Source organism: Candidatus Merdisoma sp. JLR.KK006, from assembly GCF_036941035.1.
GTDB lineage: Bacteria > Bacillota > Clostridia > Lachnospirales > Lachnospiraceae > Laedolimicola.
This window is the reverse complement of record NZ_JAYMNS010000020.1, coordinates 1-23,274: the sequence shown is the minus strand read 5'-3', so window position 1 is coordinate 23,274 and position 23,274 is coordinate 1. Positions and strand designations below refer to the sequence as shown.

Here is a 23,274-nt window from a genome sequence, read left to right as displayed (position 1 = left end):
CCTTAGGACTCTTTCTTCTCCTCCGGCAGTTCAAGCCCAATGTGCACATCCTTAAGCTGCTGGGGATCTACCTCGGCCGGCGCTCCCATCATTACATCCTGAGCCGTCTTGTTCATGGGGAATGGAATAATCTCTCGGATACTCTCTTCGCCTGCAATCAGCATCACCATGCGGTCAACTCCGGGAGCAATCCCTGCGTGGGGCGGTGCTCCGTAACAGAAAGCATTATACATGGCCGGGAACTTCGCCTTCACATCTTCTTCTCCCAGTCCCACCAGCTCAAAAGCTTTTACCATAATCTCCGGGTCATGGTTCCGAACGGCTCCGGAGGACAGCTCCACGCCATTGCAGACCAAATCATACTGATAAGCATAAATATCCAGCGGATCCTTTTCCAGCAGATCCTTCATGCCTCCCTGAGGCATGGAAAACGGATTATGACAGAATTCCAGCTTTCCGGACTCTTCCCCAATCTCATACATAGGGAAGTCTACGATCCAGCAGAACTCATAGCACTCCTTATTCATATGACCTTCCACAGTATTTCCAAGAACCTTCCTGAACACGCCGGCTGTCTTCTGGGCTGTCTCCTTCTTTCCTGCTGCCAATCCTACAAAATCGCCTGGCTGTAAAGAAAGGGCTTCTATTACCGCATCCTTTCGCTCTGCCAGAAACTTGGAGATGCCTCCTACTAATTCGCCCTTTTCATCCAAACGGAACCAGTATGCCTTATTTCCTGTCTGTACCTCCACGTCTGCACACATTTTATCAATTACTTTTCTTGTAGCTCCGAATTTACTGAATACCACAGCCTGTACATTCTGCCCCTCAAAGGGACCAAAGCCGCAGTCCTCCATACAGCCGGCAGCGTCTGTCAGAGTCAGATCAATCCGCAGATCCGGCTTGTCCGATCCATACCGTTCCATAGCTTCGTGGAAGGAAATACGCTTAAAGGGGGCTTTTGAAGCCGTACCATAAGTCCCATACTTTGCAAAAACAGGGGGAAGCACATCCTCAAGCACTGCAAATACATCCTCCTGGGTGGCAAATGCCATCTCCATATCAAGCTGATAAAATTCCCCGGGAGAGCGGTCGGCTCTGGCATCCTCATCCCGGAAGCAGGGAGCAATCTGAAAGTAGCGATCAAATCCAGAGGTCATCAAAAGCTGCTTAAACTGCTGGGGTGCCTGGGGGAGTGCATAAAATTTCCCTGGATGATTTCTGGAGGGCACCAGATAATCTCTTGCACCTTCCGGAGAGGAACAGGTGAGAATGGGTGTGGTGATCTCCAAAAATCCGTGCTCTGTCATACTCTTTCTAAGCTCCGCCACCACATTGCAGCGCAGAATAATGCGGTCCTTTACTGCCGGATTTCTCAAATCCAAATAGCGGTAACGCAGACGGGTATTTTCGTCTGCTTCCTTGGAACGGTTAATCTCAAAGGGCAGTTCATTGTAGCGGCATTTGCCCAAAACCTCTATAGACTCCGGCACTACCTCAATCTCCCCTGTAGGCAGATTGGGGTTCTTGCTGGAACGCTCCCGTACCTTACCCGTGACAGACAATGTGGATTCATTGTTGACGCCGGAAAGCTTTTCCATCATTTCTTCGGTTTCAATGACAAATTGGGTTGTTCCATAAAAATCACGCAGTATCAGAAAACCCAGATTTTTGCTGACCTTGCGCAGATTTTCATACCATCCGGTCAGCGTTACGGTTTCCCCTGCATGCTCTATACGCAGGTCATTGCAAGTATGTGTTCTTGACTGAAACATCTCTAGCCTCCTTATTAAGTTCCGCAGCATTCCTCCAGCACCTCTTATATAGAACAATTCCCAGCCACTTAAAGCTGTGTCTGTAAATTGTTCTGGCACTGTTCTGAATGCTGCTGTTTTTCACTTCTATAATTATACAAACAGCTTTGGCAGTTCGGAAAGCTTCACTTCCGTCTGCTCCCCTGTTGCCATATCTTTTACATTTGCCGCATCCTTTTCAAGCTCATTTTCGCCGATAATCACAACCTTTTTTGCACCAATCTTGTTGGCATATTTCATCTGAGCCTTCACGCTGCGATCCATATAATCCGTCTCCACAATCAACCCATGGCTGCGGATCTCATTTACCAGCTTATAAGCTCTGGCTTTTGCCTCGGCTCCCAAAATTCCCACGTAAAGATCCGGTGTCTCCATAGCCGGAAGCTCCACGCCCTCCTTTTCCAGGAAATAGAGAATCCGCTCAATTCCCATTCCAAAGCCTACGGAAGGAATGTCCTGTTTCTCGTCAATCTCGTGAATCAGGCCGTCATAGCGTCCGCCGCCGCAGAGGGTAAAGCCGTCCTGGTTCACAAACTCAAACACGGTCTTTGTGTAATAATCCAATCCCCGTACAATTCCCGTATCAACCTCAAAGGGAATCCCCATCTGGGTTAAAAGACTCTGAAGCTCATCAAAATGAATTCGGCACTCATCATCCAGATACTCTATGGTTCTGGGGGCATCCTTCACAATCTCCTTACATTCCGGAACCTTGCAGTCAATAACACGTAAAGGATTCTTCTGCATCCGCTCCCGGCAGGTGGGACACAGCTTGTCTTCATGCTTTCTTAAATAAGAAAGAAGGGCATCATTATAAGTCCTTTTACAATTGGGACAGCCAATACTATTGATATGAAGCTTTGCATCTTTAAGTCCCAGTCTCTTTATAAAAGATGTAACCAGAGAAATCAATTCCACCTCTGCCAGCGGGCTTTTTGTCCCCACAAATTCCACCCCAAACTGGTGATGCTGACGCAGACGGCCGCTTTGAGGCTTTTCATAGCGGAAAGCCTGCGTTACATAATACAGCTTGGCCGGAGCAGGATTGGCATACATATTATGCTCCAAGTAAGCACGCATCACCCCTGCGGTCCCCTCCGGCTTTAAGGTAATGCTCCGATCCCCCTTATCTGTAAATGTATACATCTCCTTCTGCACTACATCCGTAGTCTCCCCCACACCGCGCTGAAACAGCACGGTATGCTCAAACATGGGGGTGATAATCTCTGTCATATGATAGCTTCTGGCCAGCTCTCTGGCCAGCTTTTCTACATAAGCACGCCTGTGCATCCGCTCGCCGTACCAATCCTCTACACCTCTTGGAGCTTGTGTAATCATATTTTAGTCCTCCTGTTATACTTATTCCAATTCCAGAATTCCAACCCTAAAGCTTCTTGGCGCCCATTTCTCCTGCTTCTCTTCATCATGAATCACAAGCTGGAACGCCAGAAACACCTTCATGTCAAAATTTTTTATTTCCTCGATCATCAATTCAATAGCCGTATTCTTATCAAAGGCGCCTCGATAAGGGCGATCTGAGGTAAGTGCTGCATATGTATCACAAACCCTTAGAATCCTTGCCCCCATGGGTATCTGATCACCTGCCAGATTTTCCGGATATCCAGAGCCGTCATAGTTCTCATGATGATACAGAATACTCTCCAAAATATTATCCGAAAAATCATAGCGAATCAAAATCTCATATCCCAATCTTGGATGCATTCGGACATATTTCATTTCCTCAATATTCAAGGTATCTTCATTTCTGCCATAGAGATAACCGGAAACCCGAAGCTTCCCTATATCATGGAGAATTCCCGCCACTGCCAGCTCATGGCACTGATCCTCGTAGAGTCCAAGCTGCTTTGCAACACAGTAAGCCAGATTGCTGACACTGATACTATGCCTCAACTCTTTTGTGATGTCCTCCTCAAACATCGCCCAATCGTCTGCGAACTTATCTTTCAATGCTGCCACACTCATCGTCTCACCCAATTCTATATTCCTGTTCCGCAACGCAGTAAAAAACTTCTTTTGCGCTCTATCATTTCCTCAATCCGGCTGATATACTGAGCCACATCCTTTACATTCTCCACACGCTCTATATGATCTGCGTTCAATACAAACTTCGATGCCGCCCCTGCTCCTGCTGCCAGAATGGTCTGTTTCTCCTCCATAATCAGTATATTGTAAATTCCTGCTTTGTCAACCTTTGCATACCCTACATTTTCAAAATTTCCTGCCATATTCTTCTGACGGTACAAATAGTATGGATAAAGCTGCTGCTCCGCACAGCTTAAATAAGCCAGATCCATAATTTCCTGACTATTTTTCAGCCCCATCTCCCGGTACTCATCCTGAAACAGTCTAAGGCGTGCCGCACGTTTCACCGCCAGAGAATGGACCGTAATACTGTCCGGCTTCAAAATCCGAAGCTCTTCCAAGGTGTGCTGCACCTGCGGCAGCTCTTCTCCCGGCAGCCCCACAATCAAATCCATGTTAATGTTGTCAAAGCCGGCTTCCCTTGCCAGATAAAAAGCTTCCTTCGTCTGTTCCACCGTATGCTTCCGGCCGATCAGACAGAGCGTCTCCTGATTCATGGTCTGAGGATTTACTGAGACACGGGTCACTCCATGGGCCTTCAGCACCTGAAATTTTTCCAGCGTTACACTGTCCGGCCGGCCGGCCTCCACTGTCAGCTCCTTAAGATATCCATAGTCAAAGCATTCCTCAAGGACACCCAGCAAACACTCCAGTTGGGAAGCCGTAAGCGTAGTGGGTGTGCCGCCGCCTACATAAATCGTATTCAGCTTCCGTCCCTTATAAGCCTTTCCAATAAAACGAAGTTCCGAAAAAAGCGCTTCCAGATAATTTTCTACCTGTTTCTCCCAGAGCTTCAAAGGAGAGGAAGAAAATGAGCAGTACAGGCAGATGCTTGGACAAAACGGAATTCCCACATAGAGGCTATAGCCATCCTGATAATCCAGCCCCTTCAGCACCTCCCGTTCCCTGTTTGCAATGGAAATGGCCAGGGCCGTCTTTTCATTACTGCAAAGATAGGTGCTGCGCATATAATCTGCGATCTCCACATTGGAGCTGCCCTGTTCCAGCATAGCCATGGGAATCTTCACCGGACGAATGCCCGTAAGGGTTCCCCAGGGCAAAGTCCTTCCCGTATAATCGGAAAGTACACTATAAATCAACTGCTTTAATTGATTCTTAACCAGCTTTCGTTCCGGATTTTTCACACAAACACGGCTCTTCTTTTGAAGAGCCTGATTTTCGTATAATGCAAATTCGATTTCCTCATCCCTCACATCCACCGCTATCTGCAGGAATGTATCTTCTGTAAACGTCTCCTTTTCACGGACATTTACTTCCTCTTCCGGGTAAAAAGCTTTAATCAACGAATGAATATCGTATGCAAAGCTTTCCTGATTCACCTTTACTTCAATCATGATTCTGCTCACTTTTTATCCCATATATGGATTATATTTCTTTTCATGCCCAATGGTGGTCATTTCCTCATGGCCCGGATACACCTTCACGTCCTCCGGCAATATCAGAAGCTTTTCCTTTACTGAGCGCACTAACTCGGATAAGCTTCCTCCCGGAAAATCCGTCCGCCCTATGGAACCGCAGAATAACGTATCTCCGCTAAACAGCACCCTCTCCTCAGGCAGATAATAACAGCCGCCTCCCGGTGTATGTCCCGGCGTGTGAAGAAAGCAGAAATGCATACCTGCTTCTTCAAACTCCTGCCCATCCTTCAACAGTACATCCGGACAGACTGTAACTGCTACTCCAAAAAGAGCCTTTGATAAGTTCTGGGATGGTTCCAAAAGCAATGGCTTTTCCGCCTCTGCGGCATAGACCTTCAGCCCAAAGTCCCGTTTCAGATCGGAAACTGCAAGAATGTGATCTCCGTGACCATGAGTCAGGAAAATGGCCTTTAAAGTCAATCCCTCGTCCATGGCTTTCCTTGCAATCACATCAGCCCGATCCGCCGGATCCACCACAATAGCTTCCTTTGTCTTCTCCTGTATCAGAAGATAGCAATTGGTTCTCACATCCCCTAAAGCAAGCGTCTCTATCTTCATTCTGCCTGTCTTCCTTTCTTCCTTCGGCAGTCCATCCTGCCCTTTTTGTCTCTGTCAGCCCATAGCCCGCTCAATATCCAGTACACTCTCCACCTGATGCAGCTTCTCTGCAATCCGCTGCAGTTCGTCCTTACCTCCAATATCAAAGGTAATGGAGATGGTCGCCGTCCCCTGCTTGCTGGTCCGCACATTAATACTGGTCATATCAATGTTCCGCTCTGTAAATATACGGGAAATATCCACCAGCAATCCCGTCCGGTTATTGGCATAAATTTTAATCTCTGTAGTATATTTTTCTCCGGAAGCAATCGCTCCCATATCCTGCCACTCTGCATCAATAAGGCGACGCCGCTCAAGCTCCTGTAGATTCAGCACATTGATGCAGTCCGTTCGATGGATGGATACCCCTCTGCCCCGGGTTACAAAGCCAATAATCTCATCTCCCGGCACCGGGCTGCAGCATTTGGAAAACCGCACAGACACATCCGCAAGCCCTTTAACCACAATTCCGCTCTTGGACTTGGCTATCCGAATCTTACTGTCCTTATTGTCTGTAACCGCCTCCAATACCTTTTCATCGGTAACTTCTTTCTTATGGAGCTTCTCATACTCCTCTGTCATCTTATTGATGACCTGACCTTCTTTTAAACCTCCGTGACCAACGGCTGCCAAAACAGAGTCCCAGTCCCGAAAGCCGTATTTCCGCATTACCACATTCTGAAATTCCGGCTTCATAATATCGTGCATATTAATGGACTTTACCTTGCAGTATTGAGCCAGCAGTTCCTTGCCCTTAAGTATATTTTCATCCTTAAACTGGTGCTTGAACCATTGATTAATCTTATTTTTCGCCTGAGTACTCTTTACCACATTCAGCCAGTCACGGCTGGGCCCTCTGGAATTCTGAGAGGTCAGCACCTCAATGCGGTCTCCATTCTGTATGGTATAATCAATCGTAACCAGCTTTCCATTTACACGGGCGCCAATCATCCGGTTCCCCACAGCGCTGTGAACACTGTAGGCAAAATCAATGGGTGTAGAGCCGCTGGGCAGAGTTTTCACGTCCCCGGAAGGCGTAAAACAGTAAACACTCTCAGAAAACAGATCCAAATCGCTTTTCAGCAGGTTCATAAATTCCTTGTTGTCAGACATATCCCTCTGCCATTCCAGAATCTGCCGCAGCCAGCTCATCTTCTCCGCTTCCTGCTGATCCACGGTTTTCCTGCCGTCACTGCTCTCTTTGTACTTCCAATGAGCCGCAATTCCGTACTCGGCAGTCTTATGCATCTCAAAGGTACGAATCTGAATCTCAAAGGGCTGTCCGTTGGGCCCTATAAGCGTCGTGTGAAGAGACTGGTACATATTGGGCTTAGGCATAGCCACATAGTCCTTGAACCGCCCCGGAATCGGCGTGTACATCTCGTGGATCACTCCAAGAGCTGCATAGCAGTCCTTCACCGTGTCCACAATAATCCTCACTGCAAACAAATCATAGATCTGATCCAGCGTCTTATTCTGGTTCACCATTTTTTTATAAATGCTGAAAAAGTGCTTGACCCGGCCGTCCACATGGGCATCAATCCCTGCATTCTCCATATGGTGCTTTACCTGACTTACAATCTCTTGTACAAAAGCCTCTCTTGCACTCTTTTTATCGGAAATCTGCTCCTTCAGTTCATAATAAACCTCCGGCTCCAGATACTTTAAGGACAAATCGTCCAGTTCATTCTTTACTTTGGAAATACCGAGCCTCTGGGCAACCGGGGCATAAATGTCCATAGTCTCCCGGGCCTTTTCCTTCTGCTTCTCCGGTTTCATATACTGGAGCGTGCGCATATTGTGCAAACGGTCTGCCAGCTTAATCAAAATCACACGGATGTCCTTTGCCATAGCAAGAAACATCTTCCGCAGATTCTCCGCCTGAATCTCAATCTTATCCTTGGAGTAAGACAACTGCCCCAGCTTAGTAACGCCGTCCACCAGAAGCGCCACCTCATCACTGAACTCCCGGGCAATCTCATCCGTGGTCATAACCGTATCTTCCACTGCATCATGAAGAAGCCCTGCCACAATCGTCTCCTTATCCAGCTCCAGATCCGCCAGAATGATGGCAACACAAAGAGGATGAATGATATAAGGTTCACCCGATTTGCGAAGCTGCCCCTCATGAGCTTCAGAGGCAATTCGATATGCTTTTTCAATCATGGAAATATCCGTGGATGGATGGTACTTCCGTACGCTTTTGAGCAATTCCTGATAAAGCTCCGCCGGATCCGTAAAATCCTGCATGGTCTTTACATTCTCATCAGCTCTGGTCAAGACTCCATCCCGGTCTTTTACGCCAATCTTCATTTCTGCCATCTGTCAACCACCTGCTTCTTGTTCCATTTCTAAACCCACATGTTCGCCCGACACGCTGCCATATATACAAAAATAACTATTATAGAGGCGCTTTTGCAAAATGCATTAATTCCCCTCGTAGCAGATCACAGACGCCACATCATACTTGGCAAGCTTCTCCCTGCCTTTAAGACCTGCAAGCTCCATAAGGAAGATAATCTTCACAACCTCTCCACCCAGGGACTCCACCAGCTCCGCAGCCGCCTGTATGGTTCCGCCCGTAGCAATGAGGTCATCCACCAGAACCACTTTCTGTCCCGGCTTAATAGAATCCTTATGCATCTCAATCACCGCACTTCCATACTCCAAATCATATTCCTTGGAAATGGTCTCACAGGGCAGTTTGCCTTTCTTACGTACCAGCACAAAGGGCTTATGCAGATTATAAGCAATGGGCGTTCCAAACACAAAGCCTCTGGATTCAGCTCCTACCACCACGTCAAAATCCACGTCTTTTAAAAGCTCCTGCATGGAATCTATAGCCAAATGCAGGCCATCCGCATCCTGCAGCACAGAAGTCACATCACGAAAAATAATCCCTTTCTCCGGAAAATCCGGAATACTTCTTACATATTCTTCCAGTTTTTTCATCCCTTTATGCTCCTTTCATTATTATGCACATGTTTTTTGTGCATAAAGGTATACCCGCAGGGTGTTTCCTCAATATGCACATGTTTTTTTGTGCATAAAAATATGCCCATAGGGTGTTTATCCCAATAATAAGTGACATACAAAACAACAGAGTACCCGCCCCTGTTCATTAATGGAACTAATTATAGCACGGTTTTTTCCATTTGACAACACTTTACAAACCGCCCCATCTGCGCTAACGGTAAGCCGTAATCACCAGTTGAACCGTACGCCGTCCCATATATTCATTCATTTCCGGATAATAAAGTACAGAGATCCTGTCCTTGCTCTCTATGTATTCCAGATCCCCCTCCACATCTCCAAAGCTGATGGCTTCCATCCGAGTGCCTTTCCCGTCCTCCAAAACAAGCTTCAGTACATTGGCATTCTTCCCGATAATGCGGGCGCTTTTCACCAGCAAATTTCCTGCCGCAAGAAGCGGCTTCTCATTTCCCTTTCCAAAAGGCTCCAGAAGCTCCAGTTCTTCTATCAGCTGCTCACCCGCATACTGTATGGGCAGTACCGCATCATAGGATTTCTTCGGCAGCAGATCCTCTTCTGTCAAAGTACAGTTCTCGTTCAGCCGGCGGCGAAGCTCCTCCACTTTATCCGGCTCCATAGAAAGTCCGGCCGCCATAGGATGCCCCCCGTAACGGGTAAATAATTCCCGGACCTTCGTCATCTCATCAAACATGTGATATCCCTGAATCGAACGCCCGGAGCCTTTCACTCCATCCTCCCCATTCGTAAGAATAAAACAGGGACGATAATAGCGTTCCCGAATCCGGCCTGCGATAATACCCGCCAGACTCTCATGACAATCCGGAAGATACACCACCAAAACCCGATCCGCCTTTAATGTTGTTTCCTCAATCTGCCTTACGGCCTCCTCCGTGCCCTTAACAGTCAGCGCTTTCCGGCTGTCATTCAGGGCTTTCAGATCTCCTGCCAGTTCTTCCGCCTGACCGGGAGTTTCCGCTCCCAGAAGATTCAAAGCACGCTTCGCCGTATCCAGCCGTCCGCTGGCATTAATACAGGGCCCAATCACAAATCCAATGTGATAGGCCGTCAGCTTCTTTCCCTCCAGCCCATTTACCGCAATCAGCCCACGATATCCAAAATTTCCCGTCTGCTCCAGCCGCTTAAGTCCATATCGAACCAGGATTCGGTTCTCTCCCGTAAGCTCCATAATATCCCCCACCGTAGCAACCGCCGCAAATTCCGCCAGATTAAGAGCCTCTTCCTCCGAAATCCCCTCCGCCCTGTAGAGAGCCTGTACAAGCCTCCAGGCAACCGCCGCCCCGCAAAGGCATTTAAAAGGATAGTCACAATCTGCCTGCTTGGGATTCACAATCACATCTGCCGGCGGCAAAACAGGCGTGCGCCCTCCGTCCGCTTCCTCCCGGTAAGGGATCTCATGGTGATCCGTCACCAATACTGTCATCCCTAAGTCCTTGGCAAAAGCAATTTCCCCCGCCGCCGCAATTCCGTTATCGCAAGTAACGATCGTATCAATCCCGGCCTCAGCCGCCTCCCGAATCAGATTCTCATTAATCCCATATCCATCTCTCATCCGATCCGGAATCACCGTATCCGCCTTAATCCCAATCCTCCTAAGCCCCGTAAGAAGAATATGCGTGGCATTTACCCCGTCAATATCATAATCTCCAATAATCCGGACGGAAGCCCCATTATCCCTTTTCTCGCGAAGCAGACGAACCGCCTCACTCATCCCTTTCATAAGCAGGGGATCCGCCAGACTGCCGATCTCCCCGTAAAGATAATCCCGAACAGCCTCCTCACTCATCCCCGCCCGGTTCCGAATCATCCGAACCGTCAAAGGACTCACCCGAAGCCTCTGGGCCAATTCCTGATTTCCCTCTATCTTAGGCGCCTCAATCCACTGTTCTCTCATGTCCATTCTCCCCTTTTCCTATTATGAATAAGCCAAAACAACTCTCTCCGGAAAGTCAGGAGGGGACTGCCGCAAAGCCCCATGACTTGCTTTGCGGCAGTCCCCTCCGTCTCTTCTGTCAACCCTTCTTCTGAATCTTAGTCTTCATCACATACCAGAGCGCTCCCGTAATACAAACGGAAGAATAAGCCCCGCAGACAATCCCCACCATAAGCGGCAGCGCAAACTCCCGAATAGAAGCCACGCCCAGCACAAACAATGCAGCCACCATAATAAATGTAGTCAAAGACGTATATATACTCCTTGTCAAAGTCTGCGTAATACTCCGATTAACAATCTCTTTCAGCTCATCCTTTTTCCCCGCCGCAGCCATATTCTCCCGAATCCGGTCAAAAATAACAATCGTCGCATTAATAGAATATCCCACAATGGTCAGCATACAGGCAATAAATGTATTCCCCACAGAGATTCTCGCCGCCGCATAAAAAGCCAGAACCACCAGTACATCATGCACCAGCGCCGTCACCGCACTGGCCGCAAACCGCAGGTCCTTAAATCGGAACCAAATATACAGCAGCATTAAAACAGAAGCCATAATCACCGCAATCACTGCGTCCGCCCGAACCTCATTGCTAATTGAGGAACTAATACTCTCCGCCGTAATCGCCGTCTCATCCACTCCAAACTGCTCCGCCAGAGTCGCATTCAGCGCCTGTCTGGTCTCCAGAGAAAGTTCTTTCGTCTTAATTACCACGTCATTGCTTCCCTGGACTTTTTGAGCCTGAATCTCATTGCTTCCGATAACCTCACTCACCACCGGCTTCACATTGGCATCAATCTCCTCAATGGTCATAGCTTCTGTAAACGGAATGGTGGTAGACGTGCCGCCCTGAAATTCCAGGCTGTAATTCAATGCTCCTGCTCCCCGTCCGGCCTGGACGCCCATAACTGCAATGCCGGCCAAAATCACAGCAGCGGATACCAGGAAACATATATTTTTCTTTCCAAGGAAATCAATGGTCCTGCGCTCCTTTTGTACTCCGTAAATCTTTTCATTCTTAAGTCCCAAAGCATACAGAGCGTTCAAAACCAGCCGTGTCACCACAAGAGCCGTAAACATAGAAAGGACAATACCAAGGGCCAGAGTCTGGGCAAAGCCCTTTACACTTCCCGAGCCCCGAAGCCCCAGAACAACTGCTGCAATCAAGGTAGTAATATTACCGTCCACAATAGCGGACAGAGCCTTTTTAAATCCAATCTTCATAGCGGAGCGCACGGTCTTTCCCGTAGCAAGCTCCTCCCGAATCCGGGCAAAAATAATGACATTGGCATCCACAGCCATACCGATGCTCAGGATAATACCTGCAATACCCGGCAGCGTCAGCGTCATTTCAAAAGCATTGAGCATCACCAGCATCAAAGCCACATAGATAGTCAGCGCAATGCCCGAAGCAAGACCCGGAAGCAGATAAATCACAAGCATAAACAGAATTACTAATACAAAACCCACAGCACCGGCCTTTAAACTGCTGGAAATAGCTTTCTCTCCCAGCTGTGCCCCTACAACCTTAGATCTCAACTCCTGAAGTTCCAGTTGAAGAGAACCAATCCGAATAGTAGAGGCCAGACGCTCCGCAGCCTCATAGGATTCCATATTCGTAATAGACGGATTGCCGTCCGTAATCTCAGACTGTACCGTAGGCGCACTGATTACCTCTCCGTCATAAACGATAGGGATCTGCCTGCCCAGATTCTCTCTTGTAGCCTCGGCAAATTTCTCGGCTCCCTCGTCAGTCAGAGTCAAAGCCACCTGATAAGAGTTGTTGCCCAGATTGTCCGAATAAGCCTTTGCCTCAGCTCCTTTAATATCCGTTCCCTCAATAAGAACATTTCCTGAAATGTCCTGGAATTCCAGGGATCCGGGACGTCCCAGCTCTTCCAGAATCGTATTGGCATCCGACACACCGGGAATCTCAATGTTAATCCGATTGTCTCCCTCCTGATATACCAGAGCCTCCGTGCTGTAGCCTTCCACACGCCTCTGAAGCTTGTAGATGGTATCATCCATCTGCTCCTTGGTGGGATTGTCAATCACCGTCTGATAGGTAATGCTGACACCTCCGGCCAAATCAAGGCCCAGCTTAATATTTTCTGCCGCACCTGTCCGGCTCGCCCCGAAGCCTACGGCCGCACCGTAGATCAGGCCGGCTGTCACTATCAGAGTAAGCAACAGGGTAAGTATTCCCGTATTTTTTTTCATCTCTTTTCCTCCTATTTCAAGTTCCGCAATACCCCTCTCAGCGCATCTTTATCCAGAAGAATTTCCAGCCGCAAAAGCATACGTCTGTAAATTCTTCTATGCACTTCGGGGGTATTGCTGTTTAAAGTTGCTGTGCCTTTGTGACTTTACCGTCATTCTACATCTACGGCTGTTTCAGCCGTAGCCGCCTTTATCATAACAGCGCACTCCACACGCTTGCGCTGCAGCTCACACCCGATGTCATAGGCGTCATTGATAGAGCCATGGAAATTATATGAATTAGCCGCACAGCCGCCGCTGCAGTAGAATCTGGCGAAGCAGTCTCTGCATTTTTCCTTGGCATACACATTGCAGCCCTTGAATTCGTCCCGAAGATCCGTATTTTGAATCCCATCGAATACATTTCCCATAAGGAACTTCTCTTCGCCCACAAACTGATGGCAGGGATAGAGATCTCCCCAGGGCGTCACAGCCAGATATTCCGTACCGGAGCCGCAGCCTGATAAACGCTTGTAGACACAAGGCCCTCCTGTTAAATCAATCATAAAATGGAAGAAGTTGAAATCCTGATCTGTTCCATGACGCTTTACCATCTCCGCCGCCAGGCGATCATACTGCTCACAGATCAACGGAATATCCTCTTCCCTAATGGCATAGGGCTCCTCCGGAGACGCCACCACCGGCTCCACGGAAATCTGCTTAAAGCCCAGATCCGCAAGATGCAGAACATCCTCGCTGAAATCAAGGTTATTCCGAGTGAAAGTTCCTCTCACATAATAATTATTCTGATTCCGGCTTTCGGCCGCTTTTTGGAACTTGGGAACAACCAGCTCATAGCTTCCCTTTCCATTCCGGAAAGGACGCATCTTGTCATGAACCCTTTGCCGGCCGTCAATGCTCAGAACCATATTGCTCATTTCTCGATTGACAAATTCCATTACCTCGTCATTCAGGAGCACGCCGTTGGTGGTCAGGGTAAACCGAAACTTCTTATCATGAAGCTTCTCCTGCTCTCTGCCGTAAGCCACCAGATCCTTTACTACCTGCCAGTTCATCAGCGGCTCACCGCCAAAGAAGTCTACCTCCAGATTTCTCCGGCTTCCGGAATTCTCAATCAGAAAATCCAATGCCCGCTTTCCCACCTCATAGCTCATCAGCGCCCGGCGTCCATGGTATTCACCCTCTTCCGCAAAGCAATACTGACAGGCCAGATTGCAGTCATGGGCAATATGCAGGCACAGAGCTTTCACTACGGTGGACCGCTTTTTAAAGTCAATGATTTTATCTTTATAGGTATCCTCCGTAAAGAGAATGCCCTGATTTTTCAACTTTTCAATATCCTCCAGGACCTCCCGGATCTCTTCCTTTGGATACCGGTCCTGAAGCTGATTCACAATCTCCTCAGCGCTTTCTTTTTCATAGAGCGCAATTGCTTCATACGCCAGCTCATCTACCACATGAACTGCGCCGCTGTTTACATCCAGCACAATATTGTAGCCGTTATTTCTATATTGATGGACCATCTTTGTCCCCTTTCTCGCCGTATCATGAGAGTCTCACTCAAAGGCTGATTGTGCGGCAGGAAAACCTGGCATTTCTCATCGCACAACAAGGATGTCCCAAAAGCCCGCCTGCTGCCCTGGGCTTTTGAGACACCCTGTTCCTGTTCCTAATGTTTCATGTGAGTTCTGCTATTTGTGATTCTCACAGGTCTGATTTCCTACCGTGCAAGAAGTCTTGCATGCGGACTGGCAGGAAGTCTGGCACTCACCGCAGCCGCCCTTTTTTACGGTATTCTGTAAAATCTGTGTGTTTAAAGTCTGAATATGCTTCATCCTCTTCACCCTCCTGTTTCGTATATTACCTGGTTGCCGTTCCCTCCTTTGGCTGTTCCAATACAAAAAACATCTGCCGGAACGCAACGCTGACGCACACAGTATAACATACTCTTGCATAATTTGAAAGTATTTTTTCTCCGGCCTGTTCATATATTTGTTTTAAATAACAGCAAGAGGATCGCCCTGCGGCGGCTCCCCTATGCATTCATTCCGGGAGGATCATTATGGATAAAGGAAAAACTTATCAAAATATGGCAATACGGATGCTGAAATCGCTTTTAAGCGCTTATATCATTACCGGAGTTCTGCTTTTATTTCTGGCTCTCCTTCTGTACAAATTTCAGCTTTCGGAGCCCAAGGTCAATATCGGAATCATCATTGTCTATGTGCTTTCCAGCTTTCTCGGCGGATTTCTGGAGGGTAAAATGATGAAAACCAGAAAATTCCTTTGGGGCGCCGCCGCCGGACTGCTCTATTTCGCCATTCTTGCTTTGATTTCCCTGGCGGTGAACCAGAGCTTCGGAAGCGGGTCCTCTCATTTTGTAACAACACTGATTTTGTGTACCGCCGGAGGAACCCTGGGAGGGATGGTGTCCTAAGCTTCCGGCTCCAAGTTAATCAGCAGCGTGTTTGACCCGGGCCGGATAGCAACCCCATACTTGCATTTCCGCAAAAAGTATTGTATAGTAAAAAAGATACTTTATTACTGCCCCACGGAGCCGGACCGGACTTTGCCCTGGCTGCCTGAAGGCACATTATACAAAGGAGTGAACTTTTCTTGGATCCAAGTGACGCCATACAATTGGCCGTACTACTACTGTTGTTAGGTCTTTCCGCATTTTTTTCTTCTGCGGAGACTGCGTTAACTACCATAAACAAAATCAGAGTCCTGACCCTGATAGAAGAGGGGGACAAGCGTGCCCTGATGCTTCAAAAGGTTCTGGAGCAGCCTTCCAAAATGCTCAGCGCTATTTTAATCGGAAATAACATCGTCAACATGAGTCTTTCTTCTCTTGGTACTGTTATTGCCACCAAAGCCTTTGGAAGCGCCGGAGCCGGTATTGCAACAGGTATTTTGACCTTTCTGGTGCTTGTTTTTGGAGAAATTACCCCAAAAACCTGTGCAACACTTTCTGCGGAAAAGCTGTCTCTGCGCTTTGCAGGCATTATTTACAGCTGGATGCAGATTGCTACGCCCCTCATTTTCATCATCAATACTTTTTCCATGGGCGTGCTGAAACTTCTCCGTGTGGACCCCAACAAGCGGAATGACATTTATACGGAGGATGAGATCCGTACCATTGTTGAGGTCAGCCATCAGGACGGCGCTATTGAGAGCGAAGAGCGCAAGATGATCAACAATGTGTTTGACTTAGACGACCATCAGGCAAAGGATATCATGGTTCCCCGGGTGGATATGACTTTCTTAAATGTCAATGCCTCTTATGCGGAAACCATTGAAGTATACCGGCAGGATTTATTTACCAGACTTCCTGTCTATGAGGAACACCGGGACAATATTCTGGGTATTTTGAATGTAAAGGATCTGCTTCTCTATGAGGACAAGGAGCATTTTGATGTGCGGCATATTCTCCGAGAGGCTTATTTTACCCATGAGTTCAAAAAGTCCTCGGAACTGATGATGGAGATGCGTGAGAATTCCATCAGCCTGGCTATTGTCTTAGATGAGTACGGCGCAACTGTGGGCCTTGTAACCCTGGAGGATCTGCTGGAGGAGATTGTGGGAGAAATCCGGGATGAGTATGATGAATCGGAAAAAGAACTGATTCGTAAAATCAGTGATTATGAATATATTGTGGAGGGTTCTTCCAAGCTTGAGGATCTGCAGGATCAGATTGGTCTGGACCTTGAGTCGGAAGATTATGACTCTATCGGCGGTATTGTGATTGAGCTTCTGGACCGGCTGCCCCAGTCCGGGGAATCCGTGACTACGGAGAACGGGATTCGGCTGGTAGTGGATGAGGTGGAGAAGAACCGGATTGATAAGGTGCATATTTATCTGCCGGCGGAGGATGAAGAAGCGCCTGCGGCTGATAAGGAATAGCAGCTTAAATGTATGAAGAAAAGGCAGCAAGATCATAATTTTCTTGCTGCCTTTTCTTCATACATTTCCCGATTGGGCACTGCCTATAATAGATTTTAGTTTTTCATATACTCCGAACAAGCTTGATACATGCAATATGATCCGTAAACAGCATATGAGAATCTGTCTTTTCAACATCAAATTCCGGAAACAAATTGATATATTCATTTTTTGTTTTAGGTTCTGTATATCTGCTCACCTGGGCGCCATCCTCCACATGCTCAAATAAATAGATGGTATCCGCCATTCGTCTCATATTCCATACAATTTCCTGCAGCTCATCCGCATTATGTATCAGGACCAGAGAACATATCAGCAAATCAAAGTGTATGTCTTCCTGATAATCTTGAAAAAAGCAATTTACATAATTGACCTTTTTTGCTAACTGCTCTCCTAAAAAATCTCTGTTCCTTTGAAGCATCCCCTTGGAAACATCCACACAAGTGATGCTTTTTGCATGCTCTGCAAAATATTTTGTAAATAAACCGATTCCCCCTCCTATTTCAATCACTGTTTTGTCCGATAAATTGTCATCTATAAAAGAAATTACTTTTTTATAATAATCCTCCGATATTTGAGAAATATGCACTGCCGGATATCGATTGCTTAATACTGCCAGGCATCCCTCCCTTTGTGCCCTTCTCTCCCATTCCTGTATGACTTGATGCCGGAAATTCTTCTTTTTTCTATTTGGATCAATATGCTTTTCTACGATCCGTTTGCTGAAATTCTTTACCATTAACGTAATTAAATTCGCTTTTGCCGTTTCATCCCATTCATTTTCCGAAATCAATTTCCACACTGCCTTATAGTGAAAATCCACAGCTATTATCTTCTGCAATTCTATATGAAAATCTCTCGCCATGGAAGCATTCTCCATAAGCTCTTCTGCTGTTTTATCCGATTTCTCATAAAATGAAAATTGATAGTACCCTGTGTCATAGTCTATTCCGAAAGAGTACAATTTCAGCTTCTCAATATCAGGACAATATCCGATCTCTTCTTCGCATTCTCTGATAATATCACAAAAGGGATTTGTTTTCTCATCCGCCCAGTTCATACTTCCACTGGCTGTATAGATATAGCGTTCCGGATTTACAGCCACATTTTTTGAAGATTTTGATATAAGTATCTTATTATCCGATGTAATAATAAATATTCCAACACCGCATATGTTAGGAAGCCAGCTTGTAATCAAAGAGTGCTTGTAATTGAAATATTTGCTTCTTACAGTAGCACCAGACGCAAGCTGCTGATCCATAACCGATTTTACAATCAAAAAATCCTTATATTTTACCCTTGAAAAATCAAAAATAAGCTGGTGCGGATTATTCCCTCCCATAATCTTCACAGAGTAATTATCTATCCTCACCTTTTCCTCATAAACATTTTCAAGAATATCTTCCGGTGCATCTGCTGTTTGAAGAAAACATTCATAAATATCTGAAGGCATTTTATAGCTTGCATTTTTGATATTCGTCACTACATCTCCGAAATAATATTCATCCTCACCATGATTCCATGAACATATAATCGGTAAAAATCTTATTGTTTTTCCTGCTATGCAAAACAAATTTGACTGTGTGACAATATCTTCCTCTTGTTCCAAAGCGGCTGTTTCTGCAATCTGGTTATCTTCATTTGCTTTTTCCCCGGATTCAGTCCTTTTCCACCTATTATTTCCCGGCAATGTGATTTTTTCTTCCTTACTATCCCATTGCCCGCTTGAATAATAATACCGTATTCTTTTCTGCTCACAATTTGCAGCATCAAAATTGATTTCATATGCATAAAAACAATGTGGATAGTGCTTGTCCTGATAGAGCGCACCGCCAGACACTACCAACGCATTGCCCGCATTTATATTCAGACCATTCGTCTCATGCGTATGACCAGACAGCACAATATCCGCCATCTCGCATATTTCCTTAAATACATTCGTATTATGCCCAAAGTCACAGCGTTCCTCTTCATTCCAGGAAGTGTTGGGATGGTGCATAATCACTATAGTTGGCTTTTTCTTGCACTCTGAAAGTTCTCTTTTTATAACCTCCATAAATCCGGAGCCAACCCACATTCTATCCTTTACTTCATTGCCCTTTGCATACCATGCCGTATTTAAGCAGATCACCCTGAAATCAGCCATGTTCCTAATTCCCACCAGAGGACTTTTTCTCGAACCAATTGTATACTCTTCCAAGCCCATCTGATGAAAAAATTCCGTATAATGCTTAAATCTCATGCCAAGCTCGTCCAGTTTTTCTATGCGTAGATATTTATCCGCTATATTTTGAGCCCTCGGAAATTCCAATTGCTCCACAAAGTCTCTTTCAACATCATGGTTTCCCGGACAAACAAAAACCCTCTCCGGCAGCAATTTGCATCGTTCCAATATATCTTTTAACCATTTTTCAGCCTTTGCATAATCCTTTGACGCGGCCCTCCATGCAATATCTCCGGTGACTAAAATAAAATCAATCTTTTTCTTCTGATTGATCTCATAAATCAGATTTGCCAGCACATTCATATAATTGCTTCTGACTGCCAGCCCGGTCTCATCTTCACCGCCATTTGGGTTCATGCCAAAATGCATATCAGATAAATGTAAAAAAAACATATTTTCCTCCCCCATTTTCTTCCGCTTTTCAGCTATTGGCATAATGTGAATTTAATCAGCCGCTTCATTCAATTCTCCAAGCCGCACCAGACAATTCTTCTTCCTGCATGCAATTCCGTATTTCAAAATCCTGGTCATTCCATCCTGGAAAAGCCTGGCATCATAGCTCATTTTTTCAATCTGATCAAGAGCCTTTTGGCATCCGGCATAATAAATGCATGCCGGCCGGTCGTATCTACGTTTACAAGCTGCTTGTATTGCTCTTTTTCCCTAGCGGAAAGTTCTCTGCTCTTCTCCAAAAACGGGAGCCTCATTGCTTCGTTTCCTATGATAGAAGCCAGCATCTCCCTGGCCGTCCCAAAGTTTCCGGATCCGGCTCCCTTTAGGGTAACCGAAACCACCAGAAATTTTCCCATGTATTCCCGACAGAGCTTTTCCTCTTTTTCTATGGCAAGGCCTTTAAAGAGACTGCTGTCGCATCCTTACTCAAAGAAATATTGGAGCATATTCATATTCAGGGATTTCCCGAATCTTCTTGGCCTGGTGAACAGGTTCACTTTTGCCTTGTCTTCTAACAGTTCTTTTATCATCCCTGTTTTATCTACATAGTAAAAGTCTTCCCTGCGCATTTCTTCAAAATGCTCGATGCCGATGGGCAGGTTTTTGGGCGTCTTCATGATCGTTTCACTCCCTTGCGGAATCTGTTAATGTTTATGAAACTGCTGATTTTTTTATTTTAGCAGATATTTGGGAAAGTTCATAGGATTATTTAGAAGATTTTCTGTTCTTTATAAGGCCTATAATTTTTTCAAAGTATTTAATAACTTGTGAGTTGAAAGTTTATACCACTAAGAAACCAGAGAATCCCACTGTTCTTCTGGCTCTTTCTGCAATCTCTGAATTATCTGTGTTATGGATAATTCGGGCTTTTGGCTTAATAGTTGGAAAAAATGTTGCCGGAAATAGTGCATAAGGGTTGCCTCGGAAACCCTTCCTTTGGATGGCGTCCTCTGGTAACGGATCTGGCTGGAGCTAATCTTTCCGGTAAAGCGGATGGAAAGGCTCTGTAGTATCCCCATTGCGATGCAGGACAGTGCCATGTGCATTTCAATGGCACGTACGGCTTCCAGTATTTTTTTTCGGGGCTTTTCGCCCTCCGCACGCTCTAAGGGTACTGGCTCCCCATTCCTTTGGTAATAGTTTAGCTTCGGCATGTATTTTGACCAAAAATGATAGCAGAATGCGCCCGTCTGCTGCTTCAGCTCACGGAATGTGCATTCGATCCTGAACCGGTAGCTGTAAAGCCGGATAATGGACAGCGGATCCAGTGTCAGACTGGTGCTTGCCAGGATGCTCTGGATGCCGTTCATTTCCACCAGCACAAACCGCAGCTCCTGGTAGAGCTTCTGTCCCCACAACAAGTCAATGCAGTAATAACGGATGGTTTCCGTTTTGCCATAAAGCTCTATCCCCGTTTCCCGGAACTGCCCATTATGGGAGACGAACAGCTCTTTGATATGGACAGTGGTCCCCTTTTTAGGCGGACGTCCCCTCCCGGGCTTGCGGGGACCCGGCTTCTGGAAAGCGGTACAGGATTTTTTCGCTTTTGTAATGATTTCCATGCGCACATCCCCGCTGGCATTAAGGGATTTCAATTTTTCAAGAGCCGGCACAGTAAGGAAATACCTGTCCAGCAGGAGCAGGGAGTCTCCAAAAGGAAGAGCGGCATGATAAGCATCCTCCACCATCTGGACCACATGGGAGGCGGCTGAAACAGATGCGCCTTTCCATTCCCTGGCAGCCTGGAGCCCGTCATGGAGCCGGATGCTTAAAGGAATGCATGCCCAGTTACGGACGCTCCCAGCCAGGATGCCAAGCCCGCCGAACATATGCCCGTGAATGTATTCCGGTTTTGCGGAATTCTCTGATTCCTGGAACAGCTTCTTCACCCCCGGCATACGGCGTCCTTCTTTGGATTGCTTCACACCGTCTCCTACAAGGACACGGAAGCCTCCTTCTCTGTAAAGGAGCGCATATTGCCTGACGGCAGAGAACCAACGTTTTCGGATCTCATCTAACGACCAGGAGGATGCCCTGAAAAAATGCAGGATGGAGTCATAACAGCCCGGGTTAAGCGCAAGGTCACGGATTATGGAAGTGACGCCAAGCTTATCAGAGCGGAGCATAAGCCCTATGATAATAGCCACAAACCAACGGAAAGCAGCTTTGCGGGAAAAACAGTTTTCAAAGTGGCACAGAATATTTTCAATATAATTTAGCATAATCGTATGGTCAACCACCTAAAAGTATGGTAAACTCATACATGCAATAACTCTTTCGGGTGGTTTTTATCCTTTTGTTGTGGTGACTATAAGGATACCATAAAACATGCGGAAGGGTTATTTTTTATTGAAAACTTTCAACTCTCAAGTTATATATAATCTTTGGGTAATGAAATGTTCCTAAAAGTTTTTTATATTATGTGCGTTCAAACATGTCTTTCCTGCTGTACATACATCCGTCTTACCTATTAGCGTCGTGGGAATCATAAAAAACGGTAACCCACGCATATATGTTGAAACAGCAAACGATACTAAATCAAGGCATATCGCTCCGCCAATCACTACAACTACACCATATCTTATGGCAGTATTGCTTTCCAAAAAATCGATCAGTTCAGGATAATAATCAATAGATTTTGAATACTCCTTGGAAGTATAAAATTAAACAGCATTCCTATCATTGTAGAGATAAAAGAAAAATCAAAATTTGACTTTTCCAACAAATTATTTAATCTATTAAATATTATGGTCTCCTTTTTTGCATTTTTTCATATCATCAAATTCATACTTTTATGTTGTCATCCAAAAACCGATTTTATAATTGAATTCTTTATTGAAATTTTATCATATCGTGTAATAACATATGCATATATAAGTAAGAGTAGTATACTTATAGTAAAACTTTTTATTGTACTTTGATAATGCCATAAATCAAAATCAAAAAATTTTTTAGAGACTAGCATTAGGAGCTTTAATGGATAATAATGTGTACAAAGAATTAGCACAGTATGTGTTCCAAAACCACATAAAATTTGTTTTATTTCTTTGTGTAAAAATTTTTTATCAGTAATAGATATTATAATTGCTAGGTACCACCAGATCACAATACCAGCAATACCAGCTAAAAAAGTAAATAAAAACTTTGTATATATAACATGATATACAGAAATTGTCGAATTAAATATTACGCCAAAACATATATTAATAATTATCAAAAAAATCAACGATTGATAATTCATTTTCACTATAAACCTTTTAACTGAATTTTTTTTTACAAAAATTCCTAAAGATGAATACAATAATGCAACAGGTACAATATGAAAACCTAATGGTAGTATTATTTGATATTTTGAAATCAAGATCCAACAAGCCAATATTATCCCCAAAAATCCCCAAAATACATATGAATTCATTCTAATCATAAATTGTTGTAATAACTCATCCCAAAAGAGAACCAATAAAAACCAAATAGGTGCGTTCCAACTAACCCCTCCCTATTTAGTCAAGTCTTTTTCCTTATTTTTCAAGGATTTT

Annotated in this window: 17 protein-coding genes and 1 pseudogene; 2 read left to right on the top strand and 16 right to left on the bottom strand. The window is 45.6% G+C overall.

The window, feature by feature from the left end; all coding sequences use genetic code 11:
• Positions 1 to 2 precede the first annotated feature (2 nt).
• The 11 genes from aspS to scfA form a co-directional block, all read right to left on the bottom strand.
• Entirely contained in the window at positions 3 to 1,775 is a 1,773-nt protein-coding gene (gene aspS / locus VSQ61_RS14870) for an aspartate--tRNA ligase (protein ID WP_334345179.1), read from the bottom strand.
• A gap of 132 nt (positions 1,776 to 1,907) precedes the next feature.
• Positions 1,908 to 3,152, bottom strand: coding sequence for a histidine--tRNA ligase (hisS, locus tag VSQ61_RS14865; RefSeq protein WP_334345178.1), 1,245 nt, complete (start codon positions 3,150 to 3,152; stop codon positions 1,908 to 1,910).
• 21 nt (positions 3,153 to 3,173) lie between these two features.
• Positions 3,174 to 3,809, bottom strand: coding sequence for an HD-GYP domain-containing protein (locus VSQ61_RS14860; RefSeq protein ID WP_334345177.1), 636 nt, complete (start codon positions 3,807 to 3,809; stop codon positions 3,174 to 3,176).
• A 2-nt stretch (positions 3,810 to 3,811) separates the two neighbouring features.
• Complete coding sequence (hemZ, locus tag VSQ61_RS14855) at positions 3,812 to 5,272, bottom strand: coproporphyrinogen dehydrogenase HemZ (protein WP_334345176.1); 1,461 nt, start codon at positions 5,270 to 5,272, stop codon at positions 3,812 to 3,814.
• Positions 5,273 to 5,287: 15 nt separating this feature from the next.
• Positions 5,288 to 5,914: an MBL fold metallo-hydrolase gene (locus VSQ61_RS14850; protein ID WP_334345175.1), complete on the bottom strand. Its 627-nt coding sequence runs from the start codon at positions 5,912 to 5,914 to the stop codon at positions 5,288 to 5,290.
• Positions 5,915 to 5,968: 54 nt separating this feature from the next.
• Complete coding sequence (locus VSQ61_RS14845) at positions 5,969 to 8,275, bottom strand: RelA/SpoT family protein (protein ID WP_502877045.1); 2,307 nt, start codon at positions 8,273 to 8,275, stop codon at positions 5,969 to 5,971.
• 105 nt (positions 8,276 to 8,380) lie between these two features.
• Positions 8,381 to 8,905 carry an adenine phosphoribosyltransferase gene (locus VSQ61_RS14840; protein WP_334345174.1) on the bottom strand — a complete coding sequence of 175 codons (525 nt, stop codon included), beginning with the start codon at positions 8,903 to 8,905 and terminating at the stop codon, positions 8,381 to 8,383.
• Between the two features lie 235 nt (positions 8,906 to 9,140).
• Positions 9,141 to 10,859, bottom strand: a complete 1,719-nt coding sequence (gene recJ, locus VSQ61_RS14835; RefSeq protein WP_334345173.1) for a single-stranded-DNA-specific exonuclease RecJ — start codon at positions 10,857 to 10,859, stop codon at positions 9,141 to 9,143.
• Positions 10,860 to 10,977: 118 nt separating this feature from the next.
• The gene (gene secD / locus VSQ61_RS14830; protein WP_334345172.1) at positions 10,978 to 13,119 is read right to left on the bottom strand and encodes a protein translocase subunit SecD; all 2,142 of its coding nucleotides are present in this window, start codon (positions 13,117 to 13,119) and stop codon (positions 10,978 to 10,980) included.
• Between the two features lie 152 nt (positions 13,120 to 13,271).
• Positions 13,272 to 14,642 carry a thioether cross-link-forming SCIFF peptide maturase gene (gene scfB / locus VSQ61_RS14825; RefSeq protein WP_334345171.1) on the bottom strand — a complete coding sequence of 457 codons (1,371 nt, stop codon included), beginning with the start codon at positions 14,640 to 14,642 and terminating at the stop codon, positions 13,272 to 13,274.
• Positions 14,643 to 14,810: 168 nt separating this feature from the next.
• Positions 14,811 to 14,954 carry a six-cysteine ranthipeptide SCIFF gene (scfA, locus tag VSQ61_RS14820; RefSeq protein WP_160565146.1) on the bottom strand — a complete coding sequence of 48 codons (144 nt, stop codon included), beginning with the start codon at positions 14,952 to 14,954 and terminating at the stop codon, positions 14,811 to 14,813.
• 227 nt (positions 14,955 to 15,181) lie between these two features.
• Between scfA and VSQ61_RS14815 the strand changes: the two genes are divergently transcribed.
• Positions 15,182 to 15,556: a TIGR04086 family membrane protein gene (locus tag VSQ61_RS14815; RefSeq protein ID WP_334345170.1), complete on the top strand. Its 375-nt coding sequence runs from the start codon at positions 15,182 to 15,184 to the stop codon at positions 15,554 to 15,556.
• Positions 15,557 to 15,735: 179 nt separating this feature from the next.
• Positions 15,736 to 17,022, top strand: coding sequence for an HlyC/CorC family transporter (locus tag VSQ61_RS14810; RefSeq protein WP_334345169.1), 1,287 nt, complete (start codon positions 15,736 to 15,738; stop codon positions 17,020 to 17,022).
• Between the two features lie 103 nt (positions 17,023 to 17,125).
• On the opposite strand, the gene VSQ61_RS14805 is transcribed toward VSQ61_RS14810, so the two are convergent.
• The 5 genes and pseudogenes from VSQ61_RS14805 to VSQ61_RS22850 all read right to left on the bottom strand — a co-directional run.
• Positions 17,126 to 19,678, bottom strand: a complete 2,553-nt coding sequence (locus VSQ61_RS14805; RefSeq protein ID WP_334345168.1) for a metallophosphoesterase — start codon at positions 19,676 to 19,678, stop codon at positions 17,126 to 17,128.
• A gap of 167 nt (positions 19,679 to 19,845) precedes the next feature.
• Positions 19,846 to 20,094 carry a hypothetical protein gene (locus tag VSQ61_RS14800; RefSeq protein WP_334345167.1) on the bottom strand — a complete coding sequence of 83 codons (249 nt, stop codon included), beginning with the start codon at positions 20,092 to 20,094 and terminating at the stop codon, positions 19,846 to 19,848.
• Between the two features lie 66 nt (positions 20,095 to 20,160).
• Positions 20,161 to 20,355, bottom strand: coding sequence for an AAA family ATPase (locus VSQ61_RS14795; RefSeq protein ID WP_334345166.1), 195 nt, complete (start codon positions 20,353 to 20,355; stop codon positions 20,161 to 20,163).
• Positions 20,356 to 20,526: 171 nt separating this feature from the next.
• Positions 20,527 to 21,960, bottom strand: coding sequence for a transposase (locus tag VSQ61_RS14790; protein WP_334345165.1), 1,434 nt, complete (start codon positions 21,958 to 21,960; stop codon positions 20,527 to 20,529).
• A 180-nt stretch (positions 21,961 to 22,140) separates the two neighbouring features.
• Positions 22,141 to 22,380, bottom strand: a pseudogene (locus VSQ61_RS22850) (hypothetical protein); the annotation flags it as partial.
• Between the last annotated feature and the right edge of the window lie 894 nt (positions 22,381 to 23,274).